General features: G+C 70.9%; 14 protein-coding genes. 5 read left to right on the forward strand and 9 right to left on the reverse strand.

The window, feature by feature from the left end; all coding sequences use genetic code 11:
- Positions 1 to 22: 22 nt before the first annotated feature.
- Positions 23 to 175, reverse strand: coding sequence for a hypothetical protein (locus IEZ08_RS01425; protein WP_176728419.1), 153 nt, complete (start codon positions 173 to 175; stop codon positions 23 to 25).
- Between the two features lie 103 nt (positions 176 to 278).
- Between IEZ08_RS01425 and holA the strand changes: the two genes are divergently transcribed.
- Positions 279 to 1262: a DNA polymerase III subunit delta gene (gene holA, locus IEZ08_RS01430; RefSeq protein ID WP_068922056.1), complete on the forward strand. Its 984-nt coding sequence runs from the start codon at positions 279 to 281 to the stop codon at positions 1260 to 1262.
- 173 nt (positions 1263 to 1435) lie between these two features.
- Here holA and IEZ08_RS01435 read toward each other — a convergent pair whose 3' ends face one another.
- From IEZ08_RS01435 to IEZ08_RS01445, 3 genes are all read right to left on the reverse strand, one after another.
- Complete coding sequence (locus IEZ08_RS01435) at positions 1436 to 2866, reverse strand: pectate lyase family protein (RefSeq protein WP_203863199.1); 1431 nt, start codon at positions 2864 to 2866, stop codon at positions 1436 to 1438.
- 664 nt (positions 2867 to 3530) lie between these two features.
- Complete coding sequence (locus IEZ08_RS01440; RefSeq protein ID WP_229802841.1) at positions 3531 to 4760, reverse strand: MFS transporter; 1230 nt, start codon at positions 4758 to 4760, stop codon at positions 3531 to 3533.
- The gene (locus IEZ08_RS01445) at positions 4757 to 5845 is read right to left on the reverse strand and encodes an alkene reductase (RefSeq protein WP_068922058.1); all 1089 of its coding nucleotides are present in this window, start codon (positions 5843 to 5845) and stop codon (positions 4757 to 4759) included. The genes IEZ08_RS01440 and IEZ08_RS01445 overlap by 4 nt, the downstream gene beginning before the upstream one ends.
- Before the next feature lie 125 nt (positions 5846 to 5970).
- On the opposite strand from IEZ08_RS01445, the gene IEZ08_RS01450 reads away from it, so the two are divergent.
- The gene (locus tag IEZ08_RS01450; protein ID WP_229802842.1) at positions 5971 to 8661 is read left to right on the forward strand and encodes an ATP-binding protein; all 2691 of its coding nucleotides are present in this window, start codon (positions 5971 to 5973) and stop codon (positions 8659 to 8661) included.
- Here IEZ08_RS01450 and IEZ08_RS01455 read toward each other — a convergent pair.
- Positions 8654 to 9643, reverse strand: coding sequence for an EamA family transporter (locus IEZ08_RS01455; protein ID WP_084779705.1), 990 nt, complete (start codon positions 9641 to 9643; stop codon positions 8654 to 8656). The two genes, IEZ08_RS01450 and IEZ08_RS01455, sit on opposite strands and share 8 nt — an antisense overlap.
- Positions 9644 to 9714: 71 nt before the next feature.
- On the opposite strand from IEZ08_RS01455, the gene IEZ08_RS01460 reads away from it, so the two are divergent.
- Positions 9715 to 10302 (forward strand): MarR family winged helix-turn-helix transcriptional regulator, encoded by a 588-nt coding sequence (locus IEZ08_RS01460; RefSeq protein ID WP_084779706.1) that lies wholly within the window; start codon positions 9715 to 9717, stop codon positions 10300 to 10302.
- On the opposite strand, the gene IEZ08_RS01465 is transcribed toward IEZ08_RS01460, so the two are convergent.
- From IEZ08_RS01465 to IEZ08_RS01475, 3 genes are all read right to left on the reverse strand, one after another.
- Complete coding sequence (locus tag IEZ08_RS01465) at positions 10254 to 10895, reverse strand: LysE family transporter (protein ID WP_189241494.1); 642 nt, start codon at positions 10893 to 10895, stop codon at positions 10254 to 10256. The genes IEZ08_RS01460 and IEZ08_RS01465 overlap by 49 nt on opposite strands.
- Positions 10896 to 10931: 36 nt before the next feature.
- On the reverse strand, positions 10932 to 11204 hold the full coding sequence (gene rpsT, locus IEZ08_RS01470; protein ID WP_068922061.1) for a 30S ribosomal protein S20: 273 nt from the start codon (positions 11202 to 11204) through the stop codon (positions 10932 to 10934).
- A 192-nt stretch (positions 11205 to 11396) separates the two neighbouring features.
- Complete coding sequence (locus IEZ08_RS01475) at positions 11397 to 12398, reverse strand: glycoside hydrolase family 18 protein (protein WP_189241495.1); 1002 nt, start codon at positions 12396 to 12398, stop codon at positions 11397 to 11399.
- 150 nt (positions 12399 to 12548) lie between these two features.
- On the opposite strand from IEZ08_RS01475, the gene lepA reads away from it, so the two are divergent.
- Positions 12549 to 14387 (forward strand): translation elongation factor 4, encoded by a 1839-nt coding sequence (gene lepA / locus IEZ08_RS01480; protein WP_084779713.1) that lies wholly within the window; start codon positions 12549 to 12551, stop codon positions 14385 to 14387.
- 260 nt (positions 14388 to 14647) lie between these two features.
- Here the strand turns inward: lepA and IEZ08_RS01485 are convergent, their stop codons facing one another.
- A complete protein-coding gene (locus IEZ08_RS01485) occupies positions 14648 to 15925 on the reverse strand; it encodes a glycoside hydrolase family 18 protein (RefSeq protein ID WP_229802843.1) in 1278 nt (425 codons plus the stop codon).
- Positions 15926 to 16094: 169 nt separating this feature from the next.
- Between IEZ08_RS01485 and hemW the strand changes: the two genes are divergently transcribed.
- Positions 16095 to 17309 (forward strand): radical SAM family heme chaperone HemW, encoded by a 1215-nt coding sequence (hemW, locus tag IEZ08_RS01490; protein WP_068922064.1) that lies wholly within the window; start codon positions 16095 to 16097, stop codon positions 17307 to 17309.
- The last annotated feature ends 3 nt before the right edge of the window (positions 17310 to 17312 follow it).

Raw genomic sequence — 17312 nt, forward strand, 5'->3', positions numbered from 1 at the left:
TGCTCCCCGTTGTCCTGAGCGGTCAGGCCGCCGCCGGGACCGGCCGGTGGAACTCGGTGTCCACGTCGGCCGCGTAGACCGAACGGTTGCAGTTCGCGCAGCGGTACATGATGGGACCCTCGTCGAGGGTGGTGCCGCAGCGCGGACAGGCGTGGCGATGAATGGTGCTCTTCATGCGGATCTCACCTCCTCTGCTCACTCTGAGGGTGCCGTACGGCGCCTGCAGAAAAGTTGCGAACGGCTTGCCGGCCGATTCGGGTCCGCCGCGGTTACGTGGCATGCTGCTCGGCATGGCGGCAAGCGACCCGGCACCCGTGACCCTGGTAATCGGCGACGAGGAGTTGCTGGCCGACCGCGCGGTCGGCGAGGTGATCGCGGCCGTGCGGGCGGCGGATCCGGCGGCGGAGGTGCACGACCTGATCGGCGGGAAGGTCGAGCCGGGTGAGCTGACCCGGTTGACCTCGCCGTCGTTGTTCGGTGACCGGTCGGTGGTGGTCATCCGCGCGGCCCAGGATCTCACCAAGGACGTCGTCACCGAGGTCGTCTCCTATACGGCGCATCCGGCTGAGGAGACCACGCTGGTCCTGGCCCATCCCGGAGGAGTGAAGGGCAAGGCGCTGGTCGACGGGGTGAAGAAGGCCGGGGCGCACGTGGTCACCGTCACCAGGCTCACCAAGCCGGCCGAACGGCTCGCCTTCGTCAAGGCGGAGCTGAAGCGGGCCGGGCGGACCGTCAGCGGCGACGCGGCCTCCGCCCTGCTGGACGCTGTCGGCAGCGACCTGCGGGAGCTCGCCGCCGCGTGCAGCCAGCTCGCCTTCGACACCCCGGGCAAGGTCATCGACGAGGCGGCGGTGGCCCGCTACCACCGGGGACGGGCCGAGGTCAGCGGGTTCACCGTGGCCGACTCGGCGGTCGAGGGCCGCCTGGGCGATGCCCTGGAGCAGCTGCGCTGGGCGCTGGCGACGGGGACGGCCCCGGTGCTCCTGGTGAGCGCGCTGGCCAGGAGCCTGCGCTCCCTGGCGAAGGTGGGGGGAGCGCCGCGCAATCTGCGCGGCGGGCAGCTCGCCAGCCATCTGGGCATGCCTCCCTGGCAGGTCACCCGGGTCCAGGGCCAGCTCAGGGGCTGGGGTCCCGAGGGGATCGCCCGTGCCCTCCAAGCTGTCGCCGCCGCCGACGAGCAGGTCAAGGGCGGCGGCGCCGATCCTGCCTACGCGCTGGAACGCACGCTCCAGGCCATCGTGGCCAGCCGTACCGGCAGATAGGGCCTGTCTTCCGGACCGCCGGCACGGCGACCGCCTGGGTGACCCTGGGCGGGCGATCCGGGAAACGGGTCTGTGCGGCGGCCGGGGCGTGGCCGGGTTTCGCAGGAAGCCCGGCCACGAGAAGGCTCGGCCGTCCGGGAGTACGGCCGTCCGGGAGCACGGCGGTCAGGGGGTCAGAGGGAGATCCGGCCCGCTCCGGCCCCGGCGGTCACGATCGACTTGACGCTGGAGGCCGTGTCGAGGCTGTAGGAGTAGGGGATGGAGGCGACGCTGCCCCCGGCGTCGCCGCTGCCGGAGTTCACGAAGTGGTTGTTGCGGGCGACCAGGCTGCCCGGGTCCGAGGAGCCCTCTCCGCGGTGGAAGGGGTCCTCGGTGTTCTCGAAGTAGTTGCCCTCGACCAGGACTCCGGCCTCCTGGGTGGAGGCGACGCCGTAGGAGCCGATGCTGGAGTAGTAGTTGTTGTAGACGTGCACGGGGTTGCCGAACCGCACCCGGGGGTGGCGCTGGTTGGTGCCGTCGAACCAGTTGTGGTGGTAGGTCACGCGCAGCTTGCCGCGGTCCTCACCGCCGTTGCCGTCGCTGTGGCCGAGCAGCATGGTCTTGTCGTGGTCGGAGAACCTGTTCCAGGAGACGGTGACGTAGTCGCTGGCGCGCTTGATGTCCAGGGCGCCGTCGTAGCCGTTGCTGAAGGAGTTGTGGTCGAGCCACACCCGGGTGGAGTACTGGACCTGGATGCCGTCGTCGTTCCAGTTGCGGAAGGTCAGGTTGCGGACGATGACGTTGGACGCCTGGGTGATGTTGAACCCGCATCCGGAGATGGTGGCGCCGGAGGTGCCGATGACGGTCTTGTTCGAGGTCACCTTGAGCATTCCGGAGCAGGAGATGGTACCGGACACCCGGATCACCGAGGCGCCGCTCGCGGAGAGCGCGCCGGTCAGAGCCGAGGCGCTGGTGACCGTGACCGGTGTGGCGTTGCCGCCGCCGGTTGTGCCGCCGCCCTGAGTGGCCCAGCCGACGAGGCCGTTCACGGGCGGGGGTGTCGTGGGGGTGACCGTGGGAGTGACGGTGGGGGTGACGGTCGGGTCGGGGCCGGATCCGGCGGGCTTGAGCGTCCAGCGCTTGCTGGTCACCGAGTCGCAGGAGTTCTGCTGCACTCCCGCGCCGGCGGCGGTCGAGCTGTCCTTGACGTTGAGGCACTTGTCGCTGCCGGTGTTGACGACCCGGTAGGTCGATCCGCTGACGAGTTCCAGCTCCCACGTATGGAAAGCGCTTTCCAAACAAGCCTGCTGAATGACGGCCTTCCCCGCCGAGGTGCTGTTCCCGATGATCCCCGCGCACTTGCCGCTGTGCGCGGCGCTGAGCCGGAACCCCGCGCCGGAGGAGGCCAGGTTCCACGTCTGCCCGGACCCGCCGCAGCCGTTCTGGGTCAGCTGCACGCCGTCCGCGGACGACGCGCCGGGCACGGTCAGGCACAGGCCGCTGGCGGCGTTGACGAGGGTGTAGGCCCCGGGTGCGGGAGCCGTGGAGGCGGAGGCGGCGGACACGCCGGCCGCCATGGCCGAGATGACGGCCGCGCCCGTGAGGGCGGCGGTTACCACCTTCATGGTGCTTGCATGTCTCACAGTCGAGCTCCTTGCTGGTCCGGCAGGCCGGAGGCCTGCGCGTCGGATTCCCCCCAGCGAGTACTCGCCGTCCGCATGTGAGCGGCGTCCGTGTCCACGGACAAGGCCACGGTAGGAAAGCGTTTTCCGTCTGTCAATGGTCACTGAAATTTTCATTACACGAGTTGTCCGGTACGAGTCGGATGGCGTTTGCGCCGTTGCCGCCGGATGGATTCCCGTGGGAAAGGCACCGTCGAGGGGGCGATACGGAAGAGGCGCAGGAACGCCGATCGTGGGGGTGGGCTCCGGGACCGCTGTGGCGGTGAAGCACACCGGGTCTGACCCGGTGTGCTTCACCGCCAACCCCGCCGGGTCTGACTGGTGTGACCGGTAATCCCGCCGATGCCTGGATGGTGCGGCGGGATCGCCGCCTGCTCATGGACCCGGGGCGCGGGTCGGCTCATTCCGCCTCCTCATGCGGCACGGGGACGCCAAGCGGTGTTTCACCCTGTCTGGTCCCGGATTCACGTGTCACCCCACCTGATGTGGAATGTGAACCCGGGCCAGACAGGGATCAGGGGTCGAAATCCCGCTGGGGGATCCAACGAGTGCTACCCGACCGGGGAGCGGCGACGACCTGGCCCGCATACCGTGGGCGGATCGCCGCTCAGCCTGTGAGCGTGGCCGCGATGGCGGGGCCGAACGCGGCGCCCAGCAGGTAACAGAGGTTGAACTGGCCCATCGCCGTCGCCCGCGCGTCACCGGGTACTGCGGCGGCGGCGCGCGCCGCGAACGCACCCTGCCCGGAGGCGGCGGCGAGGGAGGTGAGTGCCTGCGCGGTGAGAAGGAGGACCGGTGATGCTGCGGCGCCCGCCAGCACCGCGCCGGTTGCCGCCAGACCGGGAAACAGGACGGCGACGGTTTTCACGGGTGCCTTCGCGGTGGCGGCGATCGTCGCGTACGAGGCCACCCCGCCGAACAGCAGCGGCCACAGGATGGCCATCCCCACCGCACCGCTGCTCCAACCCGTCTGCTCGGTCAGAAGGGCGGGCAGTAGGTAGATCATCGCGAAGTTGACCGCAGCCAGCAGGAACGCCAGTCCGGACGTCAGCAGGAACACCGGAGCGCGAAGGATCGATGCGGGTACGAATCCGTCGGGTCTGGTGCGCAGGTGCAGCCACAGCAGTCCGCCGGCGGTCAGGGCGCAGGCCGCCGCCGGCGGCCACGAGTGAGGCACGAATACCAGCGCTGTGACCAGCGCAGTCAGCAGCGCCGCCCCTCGCGGGTCGAAGGAGGACTCGGGGGACGGGTCCGCCGGGCGGTGGTGCAACACGCCTGGAACGGCCAGCAGGCTCAGTGCGGGCAGTGCCAGGCCCGCCCGCCACGACAGCGCTCCTGCAGTCAGGTCGGTGATCAGCGGAGCGGCGGCTCCCACCGTTGCCAGTGAGGAGGTGACCAACCCCATCGAACGTGCCGAGCGGGTGAGGCTCATGGCGATCGTGGTGAACCCTGCCGTGCCCAGCCCCTGAGCCGCGCTGCCGAGCATCAGCACCGGTAGTGACGGTACGGCTGCCACCAGCACCGCGCCCAGGGCCACCAACGCGGTGCAGGCGGACAACGCCCGGCGCACCCCCTGGTGGTTCTGCAGGCCCGCCATCAGCGGGGTGCCCAGCGCGATGGCCCAGCCGAACGCGGTGACGATCCAGGTCGCCGCGCCGAGGCTCACCCCAAGGTCGCGGGCCGCATCCGGCAGGATGAGGCTGGGCCCGGCGATGCCGAAGGAGAGCGGCCCCGCAAGCAGCGCCAGCCACACCGCCGGGACCCCGCGTCCTGACGGCGTCGGCTGCTGCGGCATGCCGGGGCGGCCGGCCGTCCGGAGAGGGGACGAGTCGCTCATCGTCCCTCCCCGGTCGCCGGCAGCACCGGGTAGTCGGTGTAGCCGTGGTGGTCGCCGCCGTAGAAGGTCGTCGGGTCGGCCTCGTTGTACGGGCCGCCCCTCGCGATCCGCACCGGGAGGTCGGGGTTGGCCAGCCACAACCGGCCGAAGGAAACGGCGTCGGCCAGGCCGGAGCGCAGTGCCTCGAGCCCGTCGGCGGGGGTGGCGGGCCCGTCACCGCTCCACGGGTGCGGGTTGAGGATGAGCGGCCCGGGCCACTCCGAACGAATGATCTTGGTCACATCGCGGGTGTCGTTCTCCGCGACGTGCATGTACGCCAGGCCGTACGGGGCGAGCGCGCGGGCCAGTTCCCCGTACAGGATCTCGGTGTCGCCTTCGTTCATGCCGTTGTAGGTGATGCCGGGAGAGAGGCGGATCCCGGTACGGTCGGGGCCGACGGCGTCGCTGACGGCCTGCACGACTTCCACGGCGAACCTGATCCGTCCGGTTACCGAACCGCCGTAGGCGTCGGTACGCCGGTTGGTGTTGTCCGACAGGAACTGGTGGATCAGGTAGCCGCTGGCGCCGTGCAGTTCGACCGCGTCGAAGCCGGCCTCCATCGCCAGCCGGGCCGAGGCCGCGAACTGTTCGATGGCCTGCTCGATGTCGGCCAAGGTCATCTCCCGCGGGATCGGGTGATCGAGCAGTCCCCCGGGCGTGTAGAGCCGCTCGCCGGAACGGATGGCCGACGGCGCCACGGGAGACTCGCCTGTCGGGTACAGGCAGGGATGGCCGATTCGCCCGGAGTGCATGAGCTGGACCGCGATGCGTCCGCCTCGCCGGTGCACCGCGTCCGTCACCAGCCGCCAGGCCGCCACCTGCTCGGGCGAATGCAGACCCGGCGTGTCGATGTAGCCTTGGCCGATCACGCACGGCTGGGTGCCCTCGGTGATGATCAGACCGGCGCTGGCACGCTGGGCGTAGTACTCGGCGGTCGATTCACCGACGAGTCCGTTCCAGGCCCGGCTCCGCGTCATGGGAGCCATGACCAGGCGGTTGGGGAGGTTCAGTGCGCCGCCGGTGACCGGCGTGAGCAGTTCGTTCATCTCACTCTCCGTGTCATGAGCTCGTCTCGGTACGGCGAGAGTAGGAGCGGGCGCCTTCAGGCCGAATCGGTAAGGTTTCGGTACCGGGCTACTGGGATCGTCTACCTATCTCGGCCATCCGTACCTTGGGGCGAAAGGCATCGTCGTTGCTGTACGGCAGGACCAGTGAGCAGGCCGCGGTCGAGAGGCTCCTGGAAGGCGCGAGGGCCGGCCGCAGCGGCGGCCTTGTTCTGCGCGGTGAGGCGGGTATCGGCAAGTCGACGCTGCTGAATTGGGCCGCCGAGCACTGCGCCGGCTCCGGTGTGCGGATACTGCGGGCCACCGGCATCGAGACGGAGGCCGATCTGGCCTTCGCCGGGCTCGTACAGTTGCTCTGGCCGGTCCGGGACCACCTCGACGCCCTGCCCGCGCCGCAGGCGGACGCCCTGCGCGCGGTGCTCGGCCTGGGCGGCCCGGGCGGCCTGGCCGGGCAGGACAGATTCCTGTCCGGGCTGGCCGTGATGACCCTGTTGGCTCATCTGGCCGACGACGGTCCGGTGCTCTGCCTGGTCGACGACGCGCACTGGCTGGACCGGGCCAGTGCAGACGCGCTGCTGTTCGCCGCCCGGCGCCTCGCGGACGAAAGGACCGCGCTGTTGTTCGCCGCGCGGGAGGAGGGTTTCGCCGCTCCCGGCCTGCCCGAGATGCGGCTGCCCAGACTGTCGCGGCAGGATGCGGCCCGCGTGCTGGAGCACCGGGGCCTACCGCCCGCGGAGCGGGATCAGGTGATCGCCGAATCGGACGGGAACCCACTGGCGCTGATGGAACTGTCCGCCGGACGCAGGCGCTACCACACGGCGGCCGGCCCGATCCCGGTCGCCGATCGGGTGCTCGCCTCCTTCCGCTCGCGCATCGCCCTGCTGCCGGACAAGACCCGCCTGATGATGCTGATAGCCGCCGCCGAAGGCCGTGGAGATCTCCCCATGCTGCTGCGCGCCGCCGCGGCGCTGGAGGTCGGGCCGGAAGATCTGGCGCAGGCCGAGGAGGCCCGACTGGTCGAGGTGAGCGCCGCCGCCATCACCTTCCGCCATCCCTTGGTCCGTACCGCCGCCTACCAGGGCGCGCCTCTGGCGCGGCGGATCCTCGTGCACCGGGTCCTGGCGGATGCGGCCACCGACGAGGACTGCCGTATCCGGCACCGGGCCGCGGCGGCGACCTCACCTGACGAAGACCTGGCGGCGGCGTTGATCGAGGCCGCCGAACGGGCTCGCGGCCGGGCCGCTTTCGCCGCCGCTTCCGGGTTGTGGGAGCAGGCCGCGGCTTTCACCCCGAGCCCGCTCGATCGGGCCGCCCGGCTGGCGCAGGCGGCGTCCCTGGCGCTCTCGTCCGGCCACGCCGAGCACGCCGCAGGTCTTGTCAGGCAGGCCGAGGAACTGGTGGACGAGCCCGCCACCCTGGCCGCACTGACCGAGACACGGGCGGCGGTGGAGTTCGAACGCGGAGAGGGCCGCTCGGCCGCCCGCACCCTGATGCAACGGGCCGGCGCCGCGGATCCGGCGCAGATGGTGCCCATGGTGCGCACGGCGGCCGGGTACGCGTGGCTGTCCGGCGAGGCGGAGGTGGTCCGCAGCGCGGCCGCACGGCTGGCCGCCGCGGGCACCCCGGATCCCATGGTCCAAGGACTGGCGCACCTGGTCGACGACGACTACGCCCGCGGCCTGCCGCTGCTGCAGCGCTTCGCCCTGCAGACACCGCCTGAGATCACCGGCCGGCCGTCGCGGACGTCGCCGCAGGACGCCACCACGCAGTGGGCCGCTTTCTGCGCGATGGTCATCGCCGATGACGATGCGGCCGCCGCCCTGGCGACCGCCGAAGTGGCGAGGCTGCGCAGGCAGAGCCTGCTGGGAGCGCTGCCCCAGGTGCTGCAGCATCTGGCCGGAGTGCAGGTGCAGGCCGGCCTGCACCGTGATGCCGAGGCATCCGTCGCGGAAGCCGTCCAGCTCGCCCGTGACACCGGGATGCACCAGCGGGTGAGGCGGCTGCACGCGGTGCTGGCCAGGGTGGCGGCCATCGAGGGCGACGAGCAGCGCTGTCTCCACCTGGCCGGAGACCCGGCCGACGCCGGCGGCGTAACCGGTCTCGCCGCGCTGTGCCTGCTCGATGTGGGCATGGGGCGCTACGAACGGGTGCTGGAGCGGTTCGAGACCGCCATGCGAGGACCATGGCGCCATCTGACGGTGGTGGTCACTTCCGGAGCCGAACAGGTTGAGGCGGCCGTGCGGCTGGAGGAGCCCGAGCGGGCCGAAGAACCCCTGCACCGCCTGGAAGCCTGGGCGCGCGCCGGAGGACAGCCCTGGGCACAGGCGGTCAGCGCTCGCTGCCGTGCTCTGCTCAGCGACGACGAAGACGACTACCTGCGCGCCCTCGCAGCGCACCGACGCGCGAACCGGCCTTTCGAGCAGGCGCGCACCGAGCTGGCGTACGGGGAGTGGCTGCGCCGGGCCCGCCGCCGCAGCGAGGCCCGCATCCCGTTACGCGCGGCGCTGCGGACTTTCGAGCGGCTGCGGGCCGCGCCGTGGCGAGCGCGCGCACAGGCGGAGCTGAAGGCGACGGGGGAGTCGGTCGTGTTCACCCAGCCGGCGTCCGCCGACCCGCTGGAGCGGCTCACACCGCAGGAACTCCACGTCGTACGGCTGGCGAAGAACGGCGGCACGAGCCGGGAGATCGCCACCCAGCTGTTCCTCAGCCCGCGCACCGTGGAGCACCACCTGTACCGGGCCTACCGCAAGCTCGGTATCCGGTCCCGTCGCGAGCTGACCCACCTCGACCTCACTTGAAGCCCGAGCGGGTGCCCCGTCCTGCCCGGGCCGGGACAGACGGAGCGGGGAACTGGCCGAGGGCGGTGGCGGCGATGGCGAGCAGGAAACCTGCGGTCTGGAGGGGGCCGAAGGACTGGCCGAGGACGACCCAGCCGAGCAGGGCGGCGGTGAGCGGGCTCAGGGTGCCGAGCAGGGAGACCTGGAGCGCCGGAAGCCTGCTGATGCCGCGGAACCAGAGCGTGTAGGCGACGGCGGTGCCGACGAGGCCCAGCCAGAGATAACCTCCGACGGCTGCGGCGTCCATGGGAGGGGGCGGGCCCTCCAGCGCGAAGGCGACCGGAGCGATCATCAGGCCGCCCGCGGTGAGCTGCCACCCGGTGAGCGCGAGGTCGCCGACGCCCTCCGGCTTGCCCCACGAGCGGGTGAGGATGATCCCCGCTGACATTCCCGCTGCCGCGAGGAGCCCGGCGGTGACGCCCAGGAGGTCGAGGGCGGCTTCGGCGCGCAGGACCACGAGGGAGACGCCGATCGTGGCGGTCACTCCGGCGAGCACGCGATGGATCGGGACGTTCTCCCGGAGCGCGGTGCGGGTGAGCACGGCGACGATGAGCGGCTGGACGGCGCCGAGCACCGCCGCGACGCCGCCCGGAAGCCGGTAGGCGGACAGGAAGAGCAGAGGCAGGAACAGCCCGATGTTCAGCCCGCCCAGAACCGCCGCCCGCCACCACCATCCGCCCCGGGGAACGGCACGGGTCACGGCGAGGAGGAGCAGCCCCGCGGGGAGGGCGCGGAGCAGGGCGGTGAACATCGGCCGGTCCGGCGGGAGCAACTCGGTGGTCACCACGTAGGTGCTGCCCCAGACCGCGGGGGCGAGAGCCGTGGCGAGGACCAGCAGGGCACCGCTCCGGACTGCGGAGGCGGGCGGCGGCGCGGTACCTGAGGCCGGGGGCGGAGTCGGGGCGGGGGCGGTGGAGTCGGGCAACGCGCACGGGGAGGGCATGGGGCTCCTTATCAAGCTTGCTAGTAAGTAACTTAGCACTAAGTTATTTAGCGTCAAGCTATGATGGGCGCATGGAAGAGGACCCGGTTGATCGGATCGTGGCGCAGTGGCGCACGGAGCGGCCCGATCTGGACGCATCACCTATGGCGGTCTTCGGGCGGATCTACCGGATCGCCCATCTCATGGCGGACCGTGTCGCGGAGATCTATCAGCGGTACGGCATCGGCCGGGGCGAGTTCGACGTGCTGGCCACCCTGCGCCGGGCCGGGGCGCCCTACACCCTGTCTCCCAAGGCCATGACCGCCACCCTCATGCTGACCTCCGGCGGGATGACCGGGCGGCTGGACCGGCTGGAGCGCGCGGGCCTCATCGCCCGCACCCCTGCCCCGGACGACCGCCGGGCCCTTCGGGTCAGCCTCACGGAGGAAGGGCTGCGGTGTATCGACGAGGCCGTCGCCGCCGGGTTGGAGCCGCAGCACGAGGCGCTGGCCGTCCTGCCGGAGGCGGACCGCGCCCGCCTGGCGGACCTGCTCAGGGACCTGCTCGGCGCCCTGGAGCGGCCGGCCGGGCGCGGCCGGGTCGGCGGTCCGGGTCAGGTCGGCAGTTCGGGTCAGGTCAGCAGTCCGAGGGTGTCGAGCGTGAGCCGTACCGCGAAGTAGCCCAGTCCCGCGGCCGCGACGGCGTTGACCGCGCGCAGGGCCCTCGGGCCGAGAAGGCGTCCTCCCGTCACGGAGAGCCCGATCCAGGCCACGGCGTAGACGAGCGCGCCCGCGAGGAATCCGGTGACGAACACCGCCGCCTCTCCCGCGGGCACCTGGGCCGACACCCCCAGCCAGAAGGGCAGCGCCAGGGGAGTGGCCAGGGAGAGGAGGACGCCGGTGCGCAGCGCCCGGCCCGGGGGGATCTCGATGACGGACACGATCTCGGGGCGCAGTGCGGAACGCGCCGCCGACCAGGCGAGTGCCGCGAGGAAGACGATTCCGGCCAGGCCGAGAACCACCCGGAACGGCACCGCGGTCAGCGACAGGGAGCCGGTGGTGACGGCGGCCACCGCCCAGACGGCGTCACCGACGAGGGATCCGAGCAGCAGGTTCCAGGCGTGGCGTGCGCCGGACCGGATGCCCAGGCGCAGCGCCTCCGTGCTGACCGGCCCGGGTGGGAGACAGTAGACGAGGAGGGCGATCCGGTCCTGTGAGGAGGGCGCGGCGCGGGCGGGAAGCGGTGTTCTCGGCTGAACGCCGAAACGCCGCACTCCGTACGGGAGTGCGGCGCCGGTGGGGAACCCGGACTACTTGGCAGCCGTCAGGGCGGCGGCGCGCTTGGCGATCGCCGACTTGCGGTTGGCAGCCTGGTTCTTGTGGATGACGCCCTTGCTGACAGCCTTGTCCAGCTGGCGGGCGGCGGCGCGCTGAAGCACGGCGGCCTCGTCAACATTGCCCTGCTCGGCGGCCTCGCGGAACTTGCGGATCGCCGTCTTCAGGGACGACTTGACAGCCTTGTTGCGCAGCCGGGCCTTCTCGTTCTGCCGGTTGCGCTTGATCTGGGACTTGATGTTCGCCACGAAGAAGCCTCGGTGATGTCGTTGGATGGGGCGCGCGGGCAGAGAGGGCGCGCCACACGCAGTTGAACAGGCTACCAACTGCCCAGGTGGTCGCTCAAATCGACGAACGAGGCAGAAGGATGCCTTTCCAGTCTACCCTGCCGATCTCGCGGACGCTGCCAGACGGCGGGAGACATCGGCGTTCCGGAGGGGTCAGGGGCGGTGCCAGAAGCGGTGGTACTCGGACCAGTCCTCCTCGGTGGCCGCGAAGTCCACGTAGAGCGCCAGGCCGAACCCCTCGCGCCGCGCCCCGTGCCCGGACAGTGCGAGCCGCGCGCCCTCGGCGGCGGCTGCGACGCTCTCCGCGGCGTCGAGCCAGGGAACGCCGTGGTCGTGGTAGGCGGGGGCGCCTATCAGCAGGGCCTTGCCGTCGGGGACGAGATCGAGGCCGAGGACGGCCTGCCGGGTGACATGGCCCCGGTAGAGCGGGCCGAGCGGCAGGAACGAGTCGTACGTCATGATCGCCACCTGGTCGACGAGGGCCGTGACCTCGCGGAAGTAGTCCCGCAGCCAGTACTTGTCGTGGCCGATGACGGCGTGGGCGGCCGGGCGCATGAGGGGCAGCGGTTCGATCTGCGGGGTCGAGGTCGACAGCACACCGCCGCCGAGCAGCGGGCGGGTCCTGGTGAGCAGGTCGAGGAAGCCCTCGTCGCCGCTGGTGATCGGCTCGAAGTTGTAGTGGACGCCGTCGAACCCGGTGGCGACGATGTCCCGCACGCCGTCCAGCACACGTTGCCGGGAGGCGGGGTCACCGAGGTCGAGGCCGTAGTCGACCTTCTGCCCCAGCCAGGCGGAGACGCGGACCTGCGGGAGCTCGGCTCGCCACCATTTCAGAAAATTTCCGGCGTTGCGGTACTTCTCCGGGCGAAGCTCCCCGCTGAACTCGAAAGGGCCGGCGTGGACGTAGGCATCCCGGATCCCGGTCCCGCGCAGCCGTACGGCCATCGCCTTCACGTCGGCCTCGGTCCTGCGGCCGTCCACCCACGCGTGGCCCAGCCACAGGGCGTCGTGGTCGGTGCCCCCGGCCCAGGGCTCGGGCGTCCCGGTGGACTCCAGCCAGAAGAAGGCCGCGGTCATCGCGGGCGGTGCGACGAGTACGGCCAGCGCCGCCCCGAGGATGCGCAGGATGCGGCGCACCGTGATCCTTTTCGTCATCCGGACATGTCACCGCGACTCATCCCGCCCGTCAACGGCCGGGTGCTTTCCCCTGCGGGATGAAGCCATCGGCCATCTCGCTAAACTTGCTAAGAAGATGGCTGGATTTACCAGCTCCTGATCACATCAATCCCGTCGAAACGGACACCGGTGCGCATTCAGCCTGGCCAGACCGATCCCGCGGTGATCCGCAACTTCTGCATCATCGCGCACATCGACCACGGCAAGTCGACGCTTGCCGACCGCATGCTGCAGATCACCGGCGTGGTCGACGACCGTTCCATGCGCGCTCAGTACCTCGACCGCATGGACATCGAGCGTGAGCGCGGCATCACGATCAAGTCGCAGGCGGTCCGGCTGCCGTGGAAGGTGGGCGAGACCGACTACGTCCTCAACATGATCGACACTCCCGGGCACGTCGACTTCACCTACGAGGTCTCCCGGTCCCTCCAGGCGTGCGAGGGCGCGATTCTGCTGGTGGACGCGGCGCAGGGCATCGAGGCGCAGACCCTGGCCAATCTCTACCTGGCCATGAACGCCGACCTGACGATCATCCCGGTGCTCAACAAGATCGACCTTCCCGCCGCCCAGCCGGAGAAGTACGCCGCCGAGCTCGCCCACCTCATCGGCTGCGAGCCGGAGGACGTGCTGAAGGTCTCCGGCAAGACCGGCGTCGGCGTCCGTGAGCTCCTGGACCACGTGGTCGCGAGCGTCCCGGCGCCGGTCGGCGACGCCGCGGCCCCTGCCCGTGCGCTGATCTTCGACTCGGTCTACGACACCTACCGGGGTGTGATCACCTACGTCCGGGTCATGGACGGCCACCTGGGCAAGCGCGAGCGCATCCTGATGATGTCCACCGGCGCCGCCCACGAGACGCTGGAGATCGGCGTCATCTCCCCTGAGCCGAAGATCGCTGACAAGGGCCTGGGCGTCGGCGAGGTGGGATATCTGATCACCGGTGTGAAGGACGTGCGCCAGTCGCGGGTCGGTGACACGGTCACCTCCGTCTCCCGCTCCGCCACCGAGCCGCTGGGCGGCTACGAGCACCCCAAGCCGATGGTCTTCTCGGGCCTGTACCCGATCGACGGCGACGACTACCCCGAGCTCCGCGAGGCCCTGGACAAGCTCCAGCTCAACGACGCCGCGCTGGTCTACGAGCCGGAGACCTCCGCGGCCCTGGGCTTCGGCTTCCGCTGCGGCTTCCTCGGCCTGCTCCACATGGAGATCGTCCGCGAGCGCCTGGAGCGCGAGTTCAACCTCTCCCTGATCTCCACCGCGCCGAACGTGGTCTACCAGGTCGTCATGGAGGACGGCAAAGAGGTCACCGTCACCAACCCGTCGGAGTTCCCCACCGGCAAGGTGGACAAGGTCTTCGAGCCGGTGACGAAGGCGACCGTGCTGGTCCCGTCGGAGTTCATCGGCGCCATCATGGAGCTCTGCCAGAACCGCCGCGGCAACCTGCAGGGCATGGACTACCTGTCCGAGGACCGCGTCGAGATCCGCTACACCATGCCGCTGGGCGAGATCATCTTCGACTTCTTCGACCAGCTCAAGTCCCGCACGCGCGGCTACGCCTCGCTCGACTACGAGCCCTTCGGCGAGCAGGAGGCCGACCTGGTCAAGGTCGACATCCTGCTCCAGGGCGAGGCGGTCGACGCCTTCAGTGCCATCGTGCACAAGGACAAGGCGTACGGCTACGGCGTCGAGATGGCCAAGAAGCTCCGCGAGCTCATCCCCCGGCAGCAGTTCGAGGTGCCGATCCAGGCCGCCATCGGCGCCCGGGTCATCGCCCGCGAGAACATCCGCGCCATCCGCAAGGACGTCCTGGCCAAGTGCTACGGCGGCGACATCTCCCGTAAGCGCAAGCTGCTGGAGAAGCAGAAGGAGGGCAAGAAGCGGATGAAGATGGTCGGCCGGGTGGAGGTCCCCCAGGAGGCCTTCGTCGCCGCGCTGTCCACCGAGTCGTCCACGGACAAGCCCAAGAAGTAGCCCGGGGGGCGTGCTCCGGGCCCGGGGTCCCGTCTGCTCCGGGCTCGGCGTCTCGCCTGCTCGGGTCCGGGATCCCGCGTGTTCGGGTCCGGGGTCCGCAGCGAACGCGTCAGGCCCGGTCCGGCTGTGTGCCGGACCGGGCCTTCGTGTCACGGAAGCGGGTTCCGCGCCCCGGGGCCGGGCGGGGCCGGGGCGACCCAGGACCCCGGCCCCGCCCGGGTTCCGCGAGCCGGCGGGCGGACCTCCGGCGCGTCAGGACGTCAGCGCAGGACCCGGTAGAGCGCCGAGGTGAGCGAACCCTTGGCGTCGTCCTGGTCGAGCGACCACATCATGGAGCCGCCCAGGCCCTTCAGGCGGATGTAGGCCGCCTTCTGGGTGACGGTCGCCGGGTCGTCGTAGGACCAGAACTCGTTGCCGTCGTAGAGCCACATCGAGCCCGTGCGCAGGTCGCGGTAGCGCTTGCCGGGCTTCTTCACCAGTTCCTTGTAGTCCTCGGTGCCGGCGGCCCACTTGCCCTGGGCGGGGCCGGTGCTGGTGCCGTACAGGCCGTTCCTGCCGCCGGTCACGCCCGTCCAGCCCTGGCCGTAGGCGGGCACGCCGACCACGATCTTCCTGGCCGGGGCGCCGCGCTTCAGGTAGTCGCGGACGGTCTGGTCCACGCTGTAGGTGAACTGGTGGGGGTCCTTCGGGTCGGTGAACAGGTTGCCGTTGTGACCGGTGACCTTCTCCCACGGGCCCTGCAGGTCGTAGCCCTGGAGGTTGCCGAAGGTCAGGTTCTTGAAGACCTCGCGGACGTCGAAGCCGGCGTCGATCTTCGCGGCGGAGGCCGGGAGATAGGCGGTGATCTCGCTCTTGGGGTCGTACTCGTTCATCTGACGGCGGAGCTCGGCGAGGAACAGCGTGAAGTTCTGCCGGTCCTCGGGCCGGATCACGTTGCCCTCGTTGCCCTCGGAGCCGGGCCACTCCCAGTCGAGGTCGATGCCGTCGAAGACGCCCGCGCCGGTCCCGGCCGGGAGGCCCGGCAGGTTGCCCTTGAGCCAGAGGTCGATGCAGGAGGCGGCCAGCTTGCTGCGGCTCTCGGGGGTGAGGACGGCGTCGGAGAAGTACTTCGAGCCGCTCCACCCGCCGAGCGAGATCAGCGCCTTGAGGCCGGGGTGCTTGGCCTTGAGCTCCTTGAGCTGGTTCAGGTTGCCCTTGAGGGGCTGCTCGGCGGTGTCACCGACGCCGTCCACGCTGTGCGCGGCGTCCATCGACATGCCCCAGTCGGCCCACTCGTCGGCGGACACGCAGGTGCCGTCCTGGCTGACGTTGCCGAAGGCGTAGTTGATGTGGGTCAGCTTGGCGGCGGCGCCGCTGGTGTCGACGTCCTTGACGAAGAACTGGCGGCCGTAGACGCCCCACTGGATGAAGTATCCGACCCGCTTGTAGCGGTCGCCGTGGCCGGTCTGGGCCTCGGCGTGGGCGGTGGCCGGTGCGGCCACGGCGGCGAGGCCGGTGGCGAGGACCGCCGCGACCATCGGCCGGAGGAATCGCTTCACGGGATTCTCCACACGTTCGGGGGGATAACTTATAGGAAACTTTCCTTTAAGTTTCTCCGGATCGTAGGTCCGGCCGATTCACCCGTCAACGGCCCTCTCACAATGTGCTGCATCGTGCGCACCGGCCGGGCCGTACCGGGCACCGTGACGGGGACGGCAGACTTGGGAGGTGCCATCCACACTTCCCGACGGGGATCCCGTACCGCCCTCCGGCGAGCTGCCCGCGAGCGCGCTCGACGGCCTGGGCGGGCGGTCCTTCGGCTTCTACGTCCACGTGCCCTTCTGCGTGACCCGCTGCGGTTACTGCGACTTCAACACCTACACGGCGTCCGAGCTCGGACCGGGCGCCTCGCACGCGGACTACGCCGCCACCGCGGTCGAGGAGGTACGGCGGGCCCGCGCCGCTCTCGGCGCGGCCGGGCCGCCGGTCGAGACCGTCTTCTTCGGCGGCGGCACCCCCACCCTGCTGCCCGCCCGCGACCTGGTGCGGATCCTGCGCGCGATCGACGAGGAGTTCGGGCTCGCCCCGGACGCCGAGGTGACCACCGAGGCCAACCCCGAGTCCGTGGACCCCGCCTACCTGGCCGAGCTGCGGAGCGGCGGGTTCACCCGGATGAGCTTCGGCATGCAGAGCGCCCGCGAGCACGTGCTCAGGGTGCTGGACCGGCACCACACGCCCGGCCGCGCGGCGCAGGCCGTACGGGAGGCCAGGGACGCGGGGTTCGAGCACGTCAACCTGGACCTGATCTACAGCACGCCGGGGGAGAGCGACGACGACTGGCGGGCCTCGCTGGCGGCGGCGATCGAGGCGGGGCCCGACCACGTCTCGGCGTACTCGCTGATCGTGGAGGAGGGCACCCGGCTGGCCGCCCGGATCCGCCGGGGCGAGCTGCCGATGCCCGACGACGACGTGGCGGCCGACCGCTACCTCATCGCCGAGTCCATGCTCACCGAGGCGGGGTTCCACTGGTACGAGGTGTCCAACTGGGCGAGCGCGGAGGCGGGCCGCTGCCGGCACAACCTGCTCTACTGGACCGGCGGCGACTGGTGGGGTGTCGGCCCCGGGGCGCACAGCCACGTCGGCGGCACCCGGTGGTGGAACGTCAAGCACCCGGCGGCCTACGCCCAGCGGCTGGCCGCGGGGGTCTCGCCCGCGCACGCGCGCGAGGTGCTGACGCCGGAGGACCGCACGGTGGAGCGGATCATGCTGGAGCTCCGGCTGGCCGAGGGGTTCCCGCTGGCCGAGCTGGACCGGCCGGCGGTGGTCGCCCGGGCGCTGGCCGACGGCCTGCTGGAGACCGAGCCGTTCAAGCGGGGCCGCGCCGTGCTCACGCTCCGCGGCCGCCTGCTGGCCGACGCCCTGGTACGCGACCTCGTCAGTTGACCT

The organism is Planobispora rosea, from assembly GCF_014648175.1.
Lineage (GTDB): Bacteria > Actinomycetota > Actinomycetes > Streptosporangiales > Streptosporangiaceae > Planobispora > Planobispora rosea.

Coding starts and splice junctions, on each gene's coding strand:
- IEZ08_RS01435 (WP_203863199.1), bottom strand. CDS start 2,866: ATGAAGGTGGTAACCGCCGCCCTCACGGGCGCGGCCGTCATCTCGGCC.
- IEZ08_RS01445 (WP_068922058.1), bottom strand. CDS start 5,845: ATGAACGAACTGCTCACGCCGGTCACCGGCGGCGCACTGAACCTCCCC.
- IEZ08_RS01425 (WP_176728419.1), bottom strand. CDS start 175: ATGAAGAGCACCATTCATCGCCACGCCTGTCCGCGCTGCGGCACCACC.
- IEZ08_RS01455 (WP_084779705.1), bottom strand. CDS start 9,643: ATGCCCTCCCCGTGCGCGTTGCCCGACTCCACCGCCCCCGCCCCGACT.
- IEZ08_RS01475 (WP_189241495.1), bottom strand. CDS start 12,398: ATGACGAAAAGGATCACGGTGCGCCGCATCCTGCGCATCCTCGGGGCG.
- holA (WP_068922056.1), top strand. CDS start 279: ATGCTGCTCGGCATGGCGGCAAGCGACCCGGCACCCGTGACCCTGGTA.
- IEZ08_RS01460 (WP_084779706.1), top strand. CDS start 9,715: ATGGAAGAGGACCCGGTTGATCGGATCGTGGCGCAGTGGCGCACGGAG.
- IEZ08_RS01440 (WP_229802841.1), bottom strand. CDS start 4,760: ATGAGCGACTCGTCCCCTCTCCGGACGGCCGGCCGCCCCGGCATGCCG.